This is a genomic window from Pseudomonas cistanchae, assembly GCF_054483635.1.
This window is the reverse complement of the sequence record NZ_JBTLWN010000005.1, coordinates 74,219-89,845: the sequence shown is the minus strand read 5'-3', so window position 1 is coordinate 89,845 and position 15,627 is coordinate 74,219. Positions and strand designations below refer to the sequence as shown.

General features: G+C 61.5%; 14 protein-coding genes. 10 read left to right on the top strand and 4 right to left on the bottom strand.

Features of this window, described 5'->3' with window-relative positions:
* The first annotated feature begins 128 nt into the window (after positions 1-128).
* The 3 genes from ACX0MV_RS14750 to ACX0MV_RS14740 all read left to right on the top strand — a co-directional run bounded on the left by ACX0MV_RS14750 (position 129) and on the right by ACX0MV_RS14740 (position 2,125).
* Positions 129-668 carry a TetR/AcrR family transcriptional regulator gene (locus ACX0MV_RS14750; protein WP_458983280.1) on the top strand — a complete coding sequence of 180 codons (540 nt, stop codon included), beginning with the start codon at positions 129-131 and terminating at the stop codon, positions 666-668.
* A 10-nt stretch (positions 669-678) separates the two neighbouring features.
* Positions 679-1,518 carry an alpha/beta hydrolase family protein gene (locus tag ACX0MV_RS14745; protein WP_458983279.1) on the top strand — a complete coding sequence of 280 codons (840 nt, stop codon included), beginning with the start codon at positions 679-681 and terminating at the stop codon, positions 1,516-1,518.
* Between the two features lie 157 nt (positions 1,519-1,675).
* Positions 1,676-2,125, top strand: coding sequence for an acyl-CoA thioesterase (locus ACX0MV_RS14740; RefSeq protein ID WP_458983278.1), 450 nt, complete (start codon positions 1,676-1,678; stop codon positions 2,123-2,125).
* Positions 2,126-2,132: 7 nt separating this feature from the next.
* Here the strand turns inward: ACX0MV_RS14740 and ACX0MV_RS14735 are convergent, their stop codons facing one another.
* Positions 2,133-2,519 (bottom strand): hypothetical protein, encoded by a 387-nt coding sequence (locus ACX0MV_RS14735; protein WP_458983277.1) that lies wholly within the window; start codon positions 2,517-2,519, stop codon positions 2,133-2,135.
* 149 nt (positions 2,520-2,668) lie between these two features.
* Here ACX0MV_RS14735 and ACX0MV_RS14730 point away from each other — a divergent pair, with 149 nt between their 5' ends.
* The gene (locus tag ACX0MV_RS14730) at positions 2,669-3,637 is read left to right on the top strand and encodes a tRNA dihydrouridine synthase (protein ID WP_458983276.1); all 969 of its coding nucleotides are present in this window, start codon (positions 2,669-2,671) and stop codon (positions 3,635-3,637) included.
* A gap of 29 nt (positions 3,638-3,666) precedes the next feature.
* On the opposite strand, the gene ACX0MV_RS14725 is transcribed toward ACX0MV_RS14730, so the two are convergent.
* On the bottom strand, positions 3,667-4,413 hold the full coding sequence (locus ACX0MV_RS14725) for an SDR family oxidoreductase (RefSeq protein ID WP_458983275.1): 747 nt from the start codon (positions 4,411-4,413) through the stop codon (positions 3,667-3,669).
* Positions 4,414-4,541: 128 nt separating this feature from the next.
* Here ACX0MV_RS14725 and ACX0MV_RS14720 point away from each other — a divergent pair, with 128 nt between their 5' ends.
* Positions 4,542-4,988, top strand: a complete 447-nt coding sequence (locus tag ACX0MV_RS14720; RefSeq protein ID WP_458983274.1) for an Hsp20 family protein — start codon at positions 4,542-4,544, stop codon at positions 4,986-4,988.
* A 65-nt stretch (positions 4,989-5,053) separates the two neighbouring features.
* On the opposite strand, the gene ACX0MV_RS14715 is transcribed toward ACX0MV_RS14720, so the two are convergent.
* Together ACX0MV_RS14715 and ACX0MV_RS14710 are read right to left on the bottom strand one after the other, a co-directional pair.
* Positions 5,054-8,719 (bottom strand): PAS domain S-box protein, encoded by a 3,666-nt coding sequence (locus ACX0MV_RS14715; RefSeq protein WP_458983273.1) that lies wholly within the window; start codon positions 8,717-8,719, stop codon positions 5,054-5,056.
* A gap of 91 nt (positions 8,720-8,810) precedes the next feature.
* Positions 8,811-9,716 (bottom strand): LysR family transcriptional regulator, encoded by a 906-nt coding sequence (locus ACX0MV_RS14710; protein WP_458983272.1) that lies wholly within the window; start codon positions 9,714-9,716, stop codon positions 8,811-8,813.
* Between the two features lie 170 nt (positions 9,717-9,886).
* Between ACX0MV_RS14710 and leuC the strand changes: the two genes are divergently transcribed.
* The 5 genes from leuC (at position 9,887) to ACX0MV_RS14685 (ending at position 15,498) form a co-directional block, all read left to right on the top strand.
* Positions 9,887-11,314, top strand: a complete 1,428-nt coding sequence (leuC, locus tag ACX0MV_RS14705; protein WP_458983271.1) for a 3-isopropylmalate dehydratase large subunit — start codon at positions 9,887-9,889, stop codon at positions 11,312-11,314.
* Positions 11,315-11,325: 11 nt separating this feature from the next.
* On the top strand, positions 11,326-11,973 hold the full coding sequence (gene leuD, locus ACX0MV_RS14700) for a 3-isopropylmalate dehydratase small subunit (protein WP_458983270.1): 648 nt from the start codon (positions 11,326-11,328) through the stop codon (positions 11,971-11,973).
* Between the two features lie 100 nt (positions 11,974-12,073).
* Positions 12,074-13,156, top strand: coding sequence for a 3-isopropylmalate dehydrogenase (leuB, locus tag ACX0MV_RS14695; protein ID WP_458983269.1), 1,083 nt, complete (start codon positions 12,074-12,076; stop codon positions 13,154-13,156).
* Between the two features lie 60 nt (positions 13,157-13,216).
* A complete protein-coding gene (gene asd, locus ACX0MV_RS14690; protein WP_458983268.1) occupies positions 13,217-14,329 on the top strand; it encodes an aspartate-semialdehyde dehydrogenase in 1,113 nt (370 codons plus the stop codon).
* A gap of 158 nt (positions 14,330-14,487) precedes the next feature.
* The gene (locus ACX0MV_RS14685) at positions 14,488-15,498 is read left to right on the top strand and encodes an aspartate-semialdehyde dehydrogenase (RefSeq protein ID WP_458983267.1); all 1,011 of its coding nucleotides are present in this window, start codon (positions 14,488-14,490) and stop codon (positions 15,496-15,498) included.
* Positions 15,499-15,627 lie beyond the last annotated feature (129 nt).

Below are 15,627 nucleotides of genomic sequence, written 5' to 3'. Positions count from 1 at the left end.
GAGTGGCCCTTTTGTTTTTCCGCATCCGAATTATTCCCTTCTTCCTATTACCGACCGGCGGTCAGCTGTTCGCCTTGGCATTATTAATTACGGATGTAATATTACGTTCGTAATATATGGAGGCCGTTATGAACGACAAAAAAGCGCAAACCCGCGAACGAATTCTTGCTGCTGCCAGTTCCGCACTCATCAGTCGAGGGCCTGCAGAGCCGAGCGTCGGTGAGGTCATGGGCGCCGCGGGGCTGACGGTTGGCGGCTTCTATGCGCATTTCGGCAGCAAGGATGCGCTGATGCTGGAGGCCTTCACCCAGTTGCTCGGTCAGCGTCGGGCGTTGATCGCGGAAATAGACAACACGCTGCCGGCCGAGGACCGCCGGGTGTTGCTGGCGGCTTTCTACCTGTCGCGCAAGCACCGCGACACGCAGGATCAGGGGTGCCCGCTGCCCAGCTCGCTGGGCGAGCTGACGCGCCTGCCGGAGGACTTCCGTGCGGCTTTGGCCGAGCACCTTGAACTGATGGTGGCGCAGATGGCGGCGAGCGCCGAGGACGCAGACAAGGTACTCGCCGACATGGCGTTGATGGTTGGTGGTCTGGCTTTGGCGCGGGCATTGGGGCCTGGCGAGTTGTCCGACCGGGTTTTGCGTGCCGCCAAGTCGGCGATCGTCTGAGGAGAATGCAATGAGCAGCTTGCAGTGGATTCGTGGTTTCAATGCGTCGGTCGGTTTGCTGGCGCCGCGTACGGTGGCCAACAGAATGCGCCGAGAGTTCATGACCCCGCGCGAGTTGCCGCCCCGTGAGTGGGAGCTACCGCTGCTGGCCCAAGCCGAGCGCATCACGCTGCGCTTCGGGTTGTCGGCGCTGCGCTGGGGCAGTGGTCCGGCGGTGCTGCTGATGCACGGTTGGGAAGGGCGGCCGACGCAATTCGCAGGCTTGATCAAGGCACTGGTCGACGCCGGTTACGGCGTTGTTGCGCTGGATGCACCCGCCCATGGGCGCTCGCCGGGCCACGAGGCCAATGTTGTGCTGTTCGCCCGGGCATTGCTCGAGGCGGCCGGCGAGCTTCCGCCATTGAAAGCCCTGATCGGTCATTCCATGGGGGGTGCGAGCGCGCTGCTTGCCACCCAGCTGGGGTTGCGCGCCGAGGTGGTGGTCAGCATTGCCGCACCGAGCCGGATACTCACGATGCTGCGGCAATTCTCGCGTTTCGTCCGCTTGCCGGCTCAAGCGCGGGCGCACTTTATCCGCTTGGTCGAGGAGAAAGCCGGAATGCCGGCCGGTCAGCTCGACGTGAATCGCTATCGGCTGGATTTCCCTGGGCTGATCGTGCATGCGCTGGATGACCAGAAAGTACCTTTCAGCGAGGCGGAAGCGATCCACGAGGCCTGGTTCGACAGCCGCCTGTTGCGTGTGGAGAGCGGAGGGCATCAGCGAGTCTTGGCCGATCCAAGGCTGCACGAGGCCGTCCTGCAGCTGCTGGCGACTACCCGACAAGCGCCAGCGGATGTCGCCAGTCGTTAGGCGTCTCGGGTTACAACGTGGCTTGATCGAGCGTCCTGGCTTCCAAGGCGCACCTGGCAACTGTAAGGTTGCAGCGAATAACCGGCGCATGCGCGCCGGCGATCACAGTCATCTCGCCGGCGACGATTCGTCCGCCGGCTACCCTGGAGCAGCGCGCATGAGTTGGGATCTCGCCAATCCGTTCGTTATCGATATTGTGGTGGGCGCCGATGACATCGACGGCCTCGGGCATGCCAACAATGCGGTCTATGTCAGCTGGCTGGAGCGTTGCGCCTGGCGCCATTCGCAGTTTCTCGGCCTTGATCTGAGCGAGTACCGTCGGCTCGACCGCGCCATGGCCGTGGTGCGCCATGAAATCGACTACCTGGCCAGCGCATACGAAGAGCAGTCGCTGCAGATGGCGACCTGGATCGTCGAGTCGGATCAGCGCCTGAAGATGGATCGCTGCTTCCAGCTCGTGCGACCTGAGGACGGGGTGACGCTGTTGCGCGCCAGAACCACGTTCGTCTGTATCGAGCTGTCCAGCGGCAGGCCTAAGCGGATGCCGCCTGAATTCGTCGAAGGCTACGGCCGAGCGCTGCAACCCTCGCTTGCTGCGGAGCTGTGATCACGCGTTATTGGTGCTGGGGCGCCAGAAATAGCGCGTCGTTGTCCAGCATCAGCTGGTACTCACGGGTCTCCCCCGGCGCCAGCAGAATCGACTGGCCACTGGCCAGGCCAACGGCGTTGCAGTCCTCCGCAGGCGCCAGCTTGGCCCGCAGGTAATGCGTCCCGGCCGGCACATCGAGTTTCACCGATTCGCCAGCGGGCAATTCGGCAACCGGTTTTTCTTCCAGTGACAGCTCCACCGAGCAGGTGTCGGGAACCTTGGCGTCGCGCCCGATCACCAGTTGCGCCATCTTTGCCGGAGCCGAGGTGTCGGCTTCGGTCATTGGTTCCGCGTGGCTCACGCCAAGCCCCAGGCAAAGATAAAGGCTGCCAAGCACCATGAGTATTCGCATTTTCTGCTCCAATCCGTCGAACTGTCCGATGTGGACTACCTGAAGCTGGCCATGTTCCCTGCATTACCTGGCCGTGTTTGCCCTGCGGTAGTTCTCAGCGGCCAGCGCGCCGCTTACACTGCGCCGCTTTTTTCCGGGAAACCCGCCGAATGAACATTGCACTCGCGCCGATGGAAGGCCTGGTCGACGAGATTCTCCGCGACGTGCTCACCCGTGTGGGCGGCATCGACTGGTGCGTGACCGAATTCATCCGGGTAACCGAGCGCGTGTTGCCAGCCTCGACCTACGCGAAACTCGCGCCTGAGCTATTCAGTGCTGCCCAGACCCGTGCCGGTACGCCGTTGCGGGTGCAGTTTCTCGGTTCGGATCCACAGTGCCTGGCGGACAACGCGGCCTTCGCCTGCACCCTGGGTGCGCCGGTCATCGACCTCAACTTCGGTTGCCCGGCCAAGACCGTGAACAAGTCCCGAGGTGGTGCCGTGCTGCTCAAGGAGCCGGAACTGCTGCACGCCATCGTTCGCGAAGTGCGCCGCACGGTGCCCGCGCATATCCCGGTTACTGCAAAGATGCGGCTGGGCTTTGCGCACAAGGACGACGCCCTGGAGTGCGCCCAGGCCCTGGCCGAAGGCGGCGCCGCGCAACTGGTCGTGCATGCACGGACCAAGGTCGAAGGCTATAAGCCGCCGGCCCATTGGGAGTGGGTGGCGCGCGTGCAGGAGCGGGTCAAGGTGCCGGTCTACGCCAACGGTGAGATCTGGACGTTGCAGGATTGGCAACGCTGTCGCGAAGTCAGCGGCGTAGAGGACATCATGCTGGGCCGTGGCCTGGTGGCGCGACCGGACCTGGCCAGGCAGATCGCAACTGCGCGGGCCGGGCGCGAAGTAGCGGCAATGACCTGGGTGGAGCTGCAGCCATTGCTGGCGGACTTCTGGCTGCAGGCGCGGCGCAAGATGTCGCCGCGCTACGCTCCCGGTCGACTGAAACAGTGGCTGGCGATGCTGACCCGCAGCTACCCGGAGGCGGTCGAGGTGTTCAATCTGCTGCGCCGGGAAACCGACTGCCTGCGTATCGATGCCCTGCTCGGGGTGGTACCCAACCCGCCTGAGCGAGACGCTTAACGGCGCCTACAGGCAACGCAACGCCGGGCTCAGCGGCCGCCCGCAACGTCCAGCAACGCGCCGCTGGTGTAAGACGCCTGATCGCTGGCCAGCCAGAGGATGGCTTCGGCCACTTCCTGCGCCTGTCCGCCGCGGCCCATGGGCACGCTCTGGCTGACCCGGGCAACGCGCCCCGGCTCGCCGCCGCTGGCGTGAATGTCGGTATCTATCACGCCTGGGCGTACCGCGTTCACCCGAATTCCCTCGGCCGCGACTTCCTTCGCCAGGCCCAGGGTCATGCTGTCGATGGCGCCTTTGGCCGCTGCGTAGTCGATGTACTCGCCCGGCGCGCCCAGCCTGGCGGCCACCGAGGAGACGTTGACGATTGCACCACCACCTCCGCCGTTGGCGGTGGACATGCGCGTTATCGCCGCCCGCGCGCAGAGAAAGCTGCCGAATACGTTAGCGGCGAATACACGCTGCCAGCGGCCGAGGTCCATCTGTTCCAGGCGCATTTGCTGTTCCAGCATGCCGGCATTGTTGACCAGCACATCCAGACGTCCGAACTCTCGGTCCAGTTCTGCGAACAGCCGCGCGACCTGAGCCTCATCGGCCACGTCGGCCTGCACCGCGATGGCGCGCCCGCCGGCTCGGACGATATCCGCGACCAGCGCATCGGCGGCCGTCCGGCGCTGATGATAGTTGAGGCACAACGCATAACCGCGAGCGGCTGCGAGCCGCGCGGTGGCGGCGCCAATGCCGCGGCTGGCGCCTGTGATCAGCATCACTTTGTTCATGGCCGGTATCCCTGTAAGAAAATTTTTCAGACACTTGAAATACACCTGGGCATCCACATTTTCGGTCATGTGGGATGCCGAAAGCGGGTCCCGCGACTTACACCACTCGCTGAAATCAGGAGATTGTTATGAGCACTGCATTTTCCATGACCCCGCTGTTCCGTCAGTCGATCGGCTTCGACCGCTTCAACGATTTGTTCGAGTCGGCGATGCGCAACGAGTCGGGCAGCAGCTACCCACCCTACAACGTCGAGAAGTACGCCGACGACCAGTACCGCATCGTCGTTGCGGCCGCCGGTTTTCAGGAGGAAGACCTCGAGCTGCAGGTCGAGCGCGGCGTATTGACCGTGTCGGGTGGCAAGCGTGACACCTCTGCCGGGAACGTCACCTACCTGTATCAGGGCATCGCCCAGCGCGCATTCAAGCTGTCGTTCCGCTTGGCCGATCATATCGAGGTTCGGGCCGCCAATCTGGTCAACGGCCTGCTCAATATCGATCTGGTGCGTCTGGTGCCGGAAGAGGCCAAGCCCAAGCGTATTCCGATCAGCGGCGTGCATCCGGCTCTGAACAGCTGAGGAAGACCGTCGAAGTGCTGATCGATGGTTCGCCAAGGGCGCTTTCAGGGCGCCCTTGGCGTTTCTTATGGCTGCTGACAGCGCAGCAGCAGGGCGCGGAATTCGTCCAGGGGTAACGGCTTGCTGAACAGGTAGCCCTGGTACTGGTGGCATCCCTGCTGTTGCAGGAAATCCAGCTGATCCTGCTGTTCCACGCCTTCGGCGATCATCTCCAGGCCCAGGCTGCGGGCCATGGCGACGATGGCGCGAATGATTTCCGCGCCGTTCGGGTCGTGGGTGGCGTCGCGCACGAAGGATTGGTCGATCTTCAGCACATCCACTGGCAGCCGCTTGAGGTAGGTCAGCGACGAGTAACCGGTGCCGAAGTCATCCATGGCGAAGCTGATGCCGAGCCTTTTCAGCCGGTTCATCTTGGCGATGGTGTCCTCGATATTCTGGATGACGATGCCTTCGGTGATTTCCAGCTTGAGCATGGGCTTGGGCAGGTGGCTATCGACCAGGCTGTTCTCGACCCGCTCAACGAAATTGTTCTGACGGAATTGCCGCGGGCTGATATTGACGCACAGGCTGAAGTCGTCGGCGTTGATCAGGTCGTCGCTGAGCAGCTGGGCGCAGGCATGGCAGGCTTGTGTCAGCACCCAGCCGCCGACGTCCAGAATCAGTCCGGTTTCTTCGAGCACCTGGATGAATACCGCCGGCGACTGCGCGCCGAGGGTCGGGTGGAACCAGCGCAGCAAGGTTTCGGCACCGATGATCTGCCCACTGCGGGCGTCGACCTGGGGCTGGAAGTACAGCTCGAATTCTTCGCGAGCAAGCGCCATGCGCAGGTCGCTTTCAAGGCGCAGGCGCTCGCTGGCGGCTTCCTGCATGCTGCTGCGAAACAGTTGAATGGCGTTGCGCCCGGAGTCCTTCGCCCGGTACAGGGCGATATCGGCGCGCTTGAGCAGGTCCGCCGGGGTGTTGCCATGATCGGGGATCAAGGCGATGCCGATGCTCGGGGTGATCTGCAGGTGATGTCCATCCAGCAGCATCGGTTCGGCAAGCAATTGGCGAAGCTTTTCGGCGATCGTTCGCGCCTGGCGGGTCACCTCGGAACGCTTGCCTTCCAGCCCTGATAACAGCACGACGAACTCGTCGCCGCCCAGGCGGGCCACGGTGTCCTCGAGGCGCACGCTGGCTTCCAGGCGCGCGGTGACCATCTTCAACACGGAGTCACCAACGGGATGGCCAAGGGAATCGTTGATGTGCTTGAAGTGGTCCAGGTCGAGAAACAGCAGGGCGCTGCGCAGCTGATGGCGCTTGAGCAGGGAAATCTGCTGGGTCAGACGGTCCATCAGCAGCGCGCGGTTGGGCAGGTTGGTCAGGGGGTCGTGGTACGCCAGGTGTTGCACCTGGGCCTGGGCCTCTTTCAGTTCGCCGATATCGCGGGCAGTCAGCAACAGACAGGCTTCGTTGTCCAGTTCGATCTGCTCGACCGAGACCTCGACCTGCAGACGTTTGCCATGTCGGTCTCTGGCCAGCAATTCGAGGCGGTGCACGCGCCCCTGGGCTTTTAGCGTGTCGAGAAGTATCTGGCGCTGACCGTCATCGGCCCAGATGTTCAGTTCGCTGGAGGTGCGACCGATGACTTCCTCGGCACTGTAGCCAGTCAGCCGGCTGAAACCCTCGTTGACCTCGATGTGCCGGCCGGTATTGCGCACGGTGATAGTGATGGCGTCCGGGCTCGACTGGAACGCCTTGTAGAACTTCTCCTGGCTGGCCTGAAGCGCCGCTTGCGCGCGTTGCCGTTCGCTGATGTCGCGAAAAGTGGTGAGGATGCAGCGCTGGTTGCTGACATTGATGGGTCTTGATGAAACCACGCAGGTGATGGTGTGCCCCTGTTTGTCACGAAAATCGGCAATCTCGTTAGTCACCCCTTGGTGCTCTTCGAGCTTGCTCAACAGCCGGGCGCGCTCTTCCAGGTCAACCCATAGATTGATGTCGACCATTCTTCGGCCGACGATTTCTTCAGGCTGCCAGCCAAAGGCCTGGCTAAAGCTGGAATTGATTTCCACCGCTATGCCATCAGGCAAGGTGGTCAAGGCGACTGGGTCGGGGCTGGCCTGGAACAGGGTGGAAAACTTCTCTTCGGATGCTTTCAGCCGTTGCTCACGCAGCACCCGTTCGCTGATGTCGATCAGGGTGCCGGCCATGCGCAACGGTTCGCCGCGTTCATCGCGGTAGAGCTTGGCGGTGCTTTCCAGGTAGTGCACCTGTTCATTGGCGTAGACGGCCCGGTAGGTGACCTGGTAATCGTGCCGGCTGCCCTTGACCAGCTCGTTGTAGATGTTGCGCATGGCATGGCGATCCTCCAGCGGGACGTTGCTGAAGAACTTGCGGAAGTCATCGTTGAAGGGCTCCAGTGGCAGGCCGTGGAGCATGGACGCGCGGGCTGAGCCAAACAGGATGTTGCTGGGAATGTGCCAGTCCCAGGTGCCGAGATCGGCGGATTCGAGCGCCAGGTTCAGGCGCTCCTGGCTGTCTTTGAGTGCCATTTCCTGGGCACGTTGCTTGGTGATGTCGCGCACCGTAAGCACCAGGCAGCTGCGGCCGTCGTGCTGGATTTCGCCACCAAACAACAGGTTGTCGCTGATTGCGCCATCACGGCCGTAGAGCTGCACTTCCAGAGCATCGAGGCTGCCTTTCTGCAGCGCCTCGACCATTCTGTTGCGGTCATCGGGGTTGGCCCAGACGCCGAGTTCGACCGAGGTCCGGCCAATGGCTTCGGCGGCGGTCCAGCCGAACTGCCGTTCGAAACTGGGATTCACCTCGATGAAGCGGCCACTGTCCTTTTCCGTTATCACCACCGCGTCAGGGGTATGACGAAAGGCTTGCGAGAACTTCTCCTCGCTGCTGCGCAGCGCCGCTTCCGCCCGCTTGCGCTCGGTGGTGTCGAGAAACGAGGTGAGAAGAAAAGCCTGGCCATCCAGTTCGATGTGCTGGCTGGAAATCACCCCGTCGAGCACGCGCCCGTCGCGGGTGCGCATCTGAACTTCCTGTACCCGCGGTTCGTGGCTGTTGCCTTCGGTGCTGCGCAGCACGGCGCGTTGATGCGGATGGACCCATATGTTGAGGTCGAGGGTCGAGCGGCCGATGGCTTCTTCGATGGGCCAGCCAAAGGTGGTGGTGAAGTGATGGTTGGCTTCGGTGATGACGCTGTCGGCAAAGCGCACCAGGATGATGACTTCGGGGCTCAGATGAAAAAGATTGGAGAAACGCTGTTCGGAATTGATCAGCGCCTGCTCTCGGGCCTGCTGTTGCGTAATGTCGCGAATAACCCCCATGACCCGCTGTTTGCCATCGGCGTCGTGCTGCAGGCTGCCGCTTATTTCCAGCCAGTGCAGGCTGCCGTCCGGCCAGTGGATGCGGTGGCGAAAGGCACTGGTGGTGGGGTTGCCGTCGAGCACGCGCTTGAACAGACGGATGATGTCGCCGCGGTCTTCGTCGGGAATGAAATCGATGTAGTTGACCTGCTTGGGCAGCGGATGCTTCGGGTCCAGGCCGAATAGTGCTTGTGCACCGCGCGACCAATTGACCCGGCCGCTCTCGATGTCCCAGTACCAGGCGCCCAGCCGCGCACCGTTGAGTGCCGCCAGCAGGCGTGGGGCATCGCTCCAGGCTTTCTCGAATTCTGCGGGATCCAGCGCCGGGATGAACGGCAGTGGCGGGAGAGGATTATCGGATTTGGCCATTGGCGGCCCTACCTGTGACAGGTAAACGCGGAACTTCTGCGAAAACTCGGCTGGAATGCGTCATGCAGCGGCCTTCTTATCGTTATTGGCTTCACGTTAGCCTTTGAGTGTGGGCCAGCGCAAGGCTGTCGCGATGGCCGTCTAGCAGTTGCATAAATGCCCGTGCCGCGTTGGAGAGCGTGCGCTCGGTATGGGAGATGTAGCCCAGTTGCCGGCTCAGCTGAATGCCCGGAATCGGCAGGCGAGCGACCTGCTCGTCGAGCATGGTGCGCGGCAGCACACTCCAGGCCAGTCCGATGGACACCATCATTTTGATCGTCTCCAGGTAATTGGTGCTCATGGCGATGTTCGGGGTCAGACCCTGGGCTTCGAACAGACGCCGGACGATGTGATGGGTAAAGGTGTTGCCGCCCGGAAATACCGCAGGGTGCAGCGCCACTTCACTGAGGTTGACCCTGTCATTGCGGGCGAGCGGGTGTTCCGGCGCAGCGACGAAATCCAGCGGGTCGTCCCACACCGGGACCGCATGCACCGGCTCCCGCGTGTCGGGCGCAAGCGTGATGACCGCCAACTCGGCGCGACCGTGCAGCACTTCTTCATAGGCCACTTCGGAGTCGAGAAACTGGATGTCCAGGGCGACTTGGGGATGGGCGCGGGTGAAGGCGCGCAGCAGCGGCGGCAAGCGGTGCAGGCCGATGTGATGGCTGGTCGCGAGCGTCAGGCGGCCACTGATTTCGCCGTTCAGGTTGGTAAGGGCGCGGCGGGTGTCATCCAGAACGTTGAGAATCTGATAGGCACGAGGCAACAACGCGCGGCCCGCTTCCGTCAGGCTGACCTCGCGCCCGAGGCGATCGAACAGGCGCACGTTCAGCTGCTGTTCGAGGCTTGCGATGCGCTTGCTGACGGCCGGTTGGGTCAGGTGCAGGCGTTCCGCGGCATCGGAAAAGCTGCCGAGCTCGGCAATGGCGATAAACGCGTTGAGAGTGGCGAGGTCCATGTCCGTGCTCCGGCAAATTCTTCACAGCGTTAATACCCTATTTGTATTCCTAGCTGGAATCCTTCAAATAAAAAATATGAATTTGAGTAATTCGAAGTGAGCCCATAGGATTACCCCATAAGCCAAAGGGCTATTCGCCCAGGCATATAAACGCTGACGAGGGAAAGCTGATGGCCGGCAAAACGCTGTACGACAAGCTCTGGGAAATGCATGAAGTGAAGCGCCGCGACGACGGCTCGTCACTGATCTATATCGATCGGCATATTCTTCACGAAGTGACCTCGCCCCAGGCCTTCGAAGGGCTGCGTCTGGCCGGTCGCAAGCCGTGGCGCATCGACGCCAATATCGCCACCCCTGACCACAACGTGCCAACCACCAAAGCCGAGCGTCAGGGTGGGCTGGAAGCCATCGCCGACGAGGTGTCGCGAATCCAGGTGCAGACCCTGGATGAGAACTGCGATGATTTCGGCATCCTCGAGTTCAAGATGAACGACATCCGCCAGGGCATCGTTCACGTGGTTGGCCCGGAGCAGGGTGCGACCTTGCCAGGCATGACCGTGGTCTGCGGCGACTCGCACACCTCAACCCACGGCGCATTCGGCGCGCTGGCCCACGGCATCGGCACCTCGGAGGTCGAGCATGTGCTCGCGACCCAGTGCCTGGTGGCGAAGAAAATGAAGAACATGCAGGTGCGCGTGGAAGGCAAATTGCCGTTCGGCGTGACGGCCAAGGACATCGTGCTGGCGGTGATTGGCAAGATCGGCACCGCTGGCGGTAATGGCCATGCACTGGAATTCGCCGGCAGCGCGATTCGCGACCTGTCGCTGGAAGGGCGCATGACCATCTGCAACATGTCGATCGAGGCGGGCGCTCGCGTCGGCCTGGTGGCGGTGGACGAAAAGACCATCGCCTATGTCGAAGGCCGGCCGTTCGCGCCCAAGGGCGCCGATTGGGACGAGGCGGTGGCGCAGTGGCGGCAACTGGTCTCCGATGCCGATGCGCATTTCGATACGGTGGTCGAGCTGAAGGCCGAAGAGATCAAGCCGCAGGTCAGCTGGGGCACTTCGCCGGAAATGGTATTGGCCGTCGACCAGAACGTGCCGGACCCGGCCGCCGAAGCCGATCCGGTCAAGCGCGACTCTATCGTCCGCGCGTTGAAGTACATGGGGCTGAGCGCCAATCAGGCGATCACCGACATTCAGCTGGACCGCGTGTTTATTGGCTCCTGCACCAACTCGCGGATCGAAGACCTGCGCGCTGCCGCCGAAGTCGCCAAGGGCCGCAAGGTGGCCGCGACTATCAAGCAGGCGATGGTGGTGCCGGGCTCCGGCCTGGTGAAACAGCAAGCCGAGGCGGAAGGGCTGGACAAGATTTTTGTCGAAGCCGGTTTTGAATGGCGCGAGCCGGGCTGCTCCATGTGCCTGGCGATGAATCCGGACAAGCTGGGCAGTGGCGAGCATTGCGCGTCCACCTCCAACCGCAACTTTGAAGGCCGCCAGGGCGCCGGTGGTCGTACTCACCTGGTCAGCCCGGCCATGGCGGCGGCGGCAGCGGTAACCGGTCGCTTTATCGATGTGCGCGAATTGATCCAGGTCTGAGGAGTTCGAAAATGAAAGCGTTTACTCAACACACCGGCCTGGTTGCGCCCTTGGATCGCGCCAATGTCGATACCGATCAGATCATTCCCAAGCAGTTTCTCAAGTCGATCAAGCGCACCGGCTTCGGCCCGAACCTGTTCGATGAGTGGCGCTATCTGGATGTCGGTCAGCCAAATCAGGACAACTCCAAGCGCCCGCTCAATCATGATTTCGTGCTGAATGCGCCACGCTACCAGGGCGCCAGCGTACTGCTGGCGCGGGAAAACTTCGGTTGCGGCTCCAGCCGAGAACACGCGCCCTGGGCGCTGGAAGAGTATGGTTTCCGCGCGATCATTGCGCCGAGCTATGCCGATATCTTCTACAACAACAGCTTCAAGAACGGCCTGTTGCCGATTGTTCTCGCCGAAGCGGACGTCGATGCGTTGTTCGAGCAGGCCGAAGCCTGTGAGGGCTATCAACTGACCGTCGACCTCGCAGCGCAAACGGTCACTTGCCCCGACGGCAAGCAATACGCGTTCGAGGTTGATGCCTTCCGCAAGCATTGTCTGCTCAATGGTTTAGATGACATCGGTCTGACCCTGCAGGACAGTGACGCGATCAAGGCCTTCGAGGCCGGTTATCAGCAGAAGAGCCCCTGGCTGTTCGGCGCGATCAAGTAATACATGAGGCGTAGGGTGGATGACGCTTCATCCATCCACCTTGCGTAGTGTCGGTGGATGAAAACAGCGTCATCCACCCTACGGAAAATTGAGGAATGCAATGAGCAAACAGATTCTGATTCTCCCCGGCGACGGTATCGGCCCGGAAATCATGGCCGAAGCGGTCAAGGTGCTGGAGTTGGCCAACGATAAGTTCGCTCTGGGCTTCGAGTTCAGCCACGACGTGATCGGTGGCGCGGCCATCGACAAACATGGCGTGCCCCTGGCTGACGAAACCCTCGAACGCGCCAAGGCGGCCGATGCCGTGCTGCTCGGCGCAGTGGGTGGACCGAAATGGGACAAGCTCGAGCGCGATATCCGCCCGGAGCGCGGCCTGCTGAAGATCCGCTCGCAGCTCGGCCTGTTCGCTAACCTGCGTCCGGCGATTCTCTATCCGCAATTGGCCGATGCCTCTTCGCTGAAGCCAGAAGTCGTCGCCGGTCTGGATATCTTGATCGTCCGCGAGCTGACCGGCGGTATCTACTTCGGCCAGCCCCGCGAGACTCGCGTGCTGGCGAACGGCGAGCGTCAGGCTTACGACACTCTGCCGTACAGTGAGAGCGAGATCCGCCGGATCGCCAGGGTCGGTTTCGACATGGCGCGGGTGCGCGGCAAGAAGCTCTGCTCGGTGGACAAGGCCAACGTCTTGGCGTCCAGCCAGCTCTGGCGGGAAGTGGTGGAGGAGGTGGCCAAGGACTATCCGGACGTCGAACTCAGCCACATGTACGTGGATAACGCTGCCATGCAGCTGGTTCGCGCGCCCAAGCAGTTCGATGTGATGGTTACCGACAACATGTTCGGCGACATTCTGTCGGATGAGGCTTCCATGCTCACTGGTTCCATCGGCATGCTGCCGTCGGCGTCCCTGGATTCCAACAACAAGGGCATGTACGAGCCGTGCCATGGCAGTGCGCCGGATATCGCAGGGCAGGGCATTGCCAATCCGTTGGCGACCATCCTTTCGGTGTCGATGATGCTGCGTTACAGCTTCGCCCAGCACGCGGCAGCCGCGGCCATTGAGCAGGCGGTCAGCAAGGTGCTCGACCAGGGGCTGCGCACTGGCGACATTTATTCGCCAGGCATGACCAAGGTCGGCACGGCTGCGATGGGCGATGCGGTAGTCGAAGCACTGCGCAGTCTGTAATCTTTTTCGCCCGCCGGCGCTAAACCCGGCGGTCTGCTTGTTTATAAAGGTGTAGTGGTTATGAAGCGTGTAGGTTTGATCGGTTGGCGTGGCATGGTGGGTTCCGTGCTGATGCAGCGCATGTTGGAAGAACGGGACTTCGACTTGATCGAGCCCGTGTTTTTCACCACCTCCAATGTCGGCGGCCAGGGTCCTGCCATTGGCAAGGACACGGCTGCGCTGAAGGATGCCTACAGCATTGACGAGCTGAAAAGCCTCGATGTAATCCTCACCTGTCAGGGCGGTGACTACACCAGCGAAGTCTTTCCCAAGCTGCGTGAGGCGGGCTGGCAGGGTTACTGGATCGACGCTGCCTCGTCCCTGCGCATGGCAGATGACGCGGTGATCGTGCTCGATCCGGTCAACCGCAAGGTGATCGATCAGTCGCTCGAAGGTGGCGTAAAAAACTACATCGGCGGCAACTGCACCGTCAGCCTAATGCTGATGGCGCTGGGTGGCCTGTATGAGGCTGGCCTGGTCGAGTGGATGAGCGCCATGACCTACCAGGCAGCATCCGGCGCCGGTGCGCAGAACATGCGCGAGCTGATCAGGCAGATGGGTGCGATCAACGCATCGGTCGCCGATGACCTGGCTGACCCGGCCAGCGCCATTCTGGATATTGACCGCAAGGTCGCCGAAGCCATGCGCGGCGAGTCGTTCCCGGTGGACAACTTCGGCGTGCCTCTGGCCGGCAGCCTGATTCCGTATATCGACAAGGAATTGCCAAACGGCCAGAGCCGCGAGGAATGGAAAGGCCAGGCGGAAACCAATAAGATTCTTGGTCGCTTCAAGAACCCGATCCCGGTCGATGGCTTGTGCGTGCGCATCGGTGCCATGCGGTGCCACAGCCAGGCATTGACCATCAAGCTGAACAAGGATGTACCGCTGTCGGACATCGAAGGGCTGATCAGCCAGCACAACCCCTGGGTCAAGCTGGTGCTGAACCAGCGTGAAGCGAGTATCCGCGAACTGGGTCCGACTGCCGTCACCGGTACGCTCAACGTCCCGGTCGGTCGTCTGCGCAAACTGAACATGGGCTCGCAGTACCTGGGCGCCTTCACTGTCGGCGATCAGTTGCTGTGGGGCGCTGCTGAGCCGCTGCGGCGCATGCTGCGAATCCTGCTCGAGCGGTAATCAACCAGCGGTCGCCACTCGGCGGCTGCGCTGATGAACTCATAGGAAGCGAACTTCGCGGGTATCTGAACATGTTCTTCAGGTGCTCGCGGGTTCGCTTCTATGCTTTTGCGCCGCCGCTCTATACAGTGCCTGACTTATTTTGCTAGAGCCTGACCATGACCCGTTCCTTTGATATTGCCGTGATCGGCGCCACAGGCAGTGTCGGTGAAACCCTGGTGCAGTTGCTGGAAGAGCGTGAGCTGCCGGTGGCAACGCTGCACGTGTTGGCCAGCGGCGAGTCAGCTGGACGCTCGCTGACCTTCAAGGGCAAGAATCTGCGAGTGCGCACGGCTGAAGGGTTCGATTTTTCCACCGTTCAGCTGGTGTTCTTTGCCGTGGCCGAGACCACCTCCCGTCTCTATATCGAGCAGGCGCAGGCTGCTGGTTGCGCGATCATCGATCTGTCAGCGGCGTTTCCGGCAGCACTTGCGCCGCGCGTCGTTCCGGAAGTCAACCCGGAGGTCATCAAGAGGCTAGCGCCGCCTTATCTGCTGACCAGCCCTAGTGCATCAGCGGTTGCCGTTTCCCTGGTTCTGGCAGCGATCTGCGAGCATGTGCAGCTGCAGCGCGTCACCGTTACTGCCTGTATGGCGGTTTCCAGCCGTGGTCGCGAGGGCGTTTCAGAACTGGCGCGACAGTCTGCCGAGCTGCTCAATGCGCGTCCGCTGGAGCCGCGTCTGTTTGATCAGCAGATCGCTTTCAATCTGCTTCCTCAGGTGGATACGCCTGACGACGAGGGGCACGGCGTGCTGGAAAAGCGCCTGAGCAGCGAGTTGAAGGAGTTGTTGGGCGACGCTCAATTGAAGGTTTCGGCAAGTTGCATTCAAGCACCAGTGTTTTTTGGCGATAGCCTGAGCGTGTCGTTGCAAACAACGCAGGCTGTTGATGTGGCTGCGGTTAAGACGGCATTGCAATCCTCTGCTGTATTGGAATACGTCGAGGCGGGCGACTATCCGACCGTGGTAGGCGACGCAGTCGGACAGGATTGCGTGTATGTCGGCCGAGTTCGCGGCGGGTTGGACGACCCAGCAGAACTCAATTTGTGGATTGCGTCTGATAATGTAAGAAAAGGCGCTGCGTTGAACGCTGTGCAATTAGCTGAGTTATTGATAAAACACTATCTGTAAAAGATACTTACCTAGAAATTTGAAGAATCTTTCGAGCTTGGCAATACTGTCTAAGTTGATCGCTGAATGGGGACACGTCTGCGGACGCAGCAGGCAGTGATCATCAAGGCCCTCTCGCATGCCGAGAAA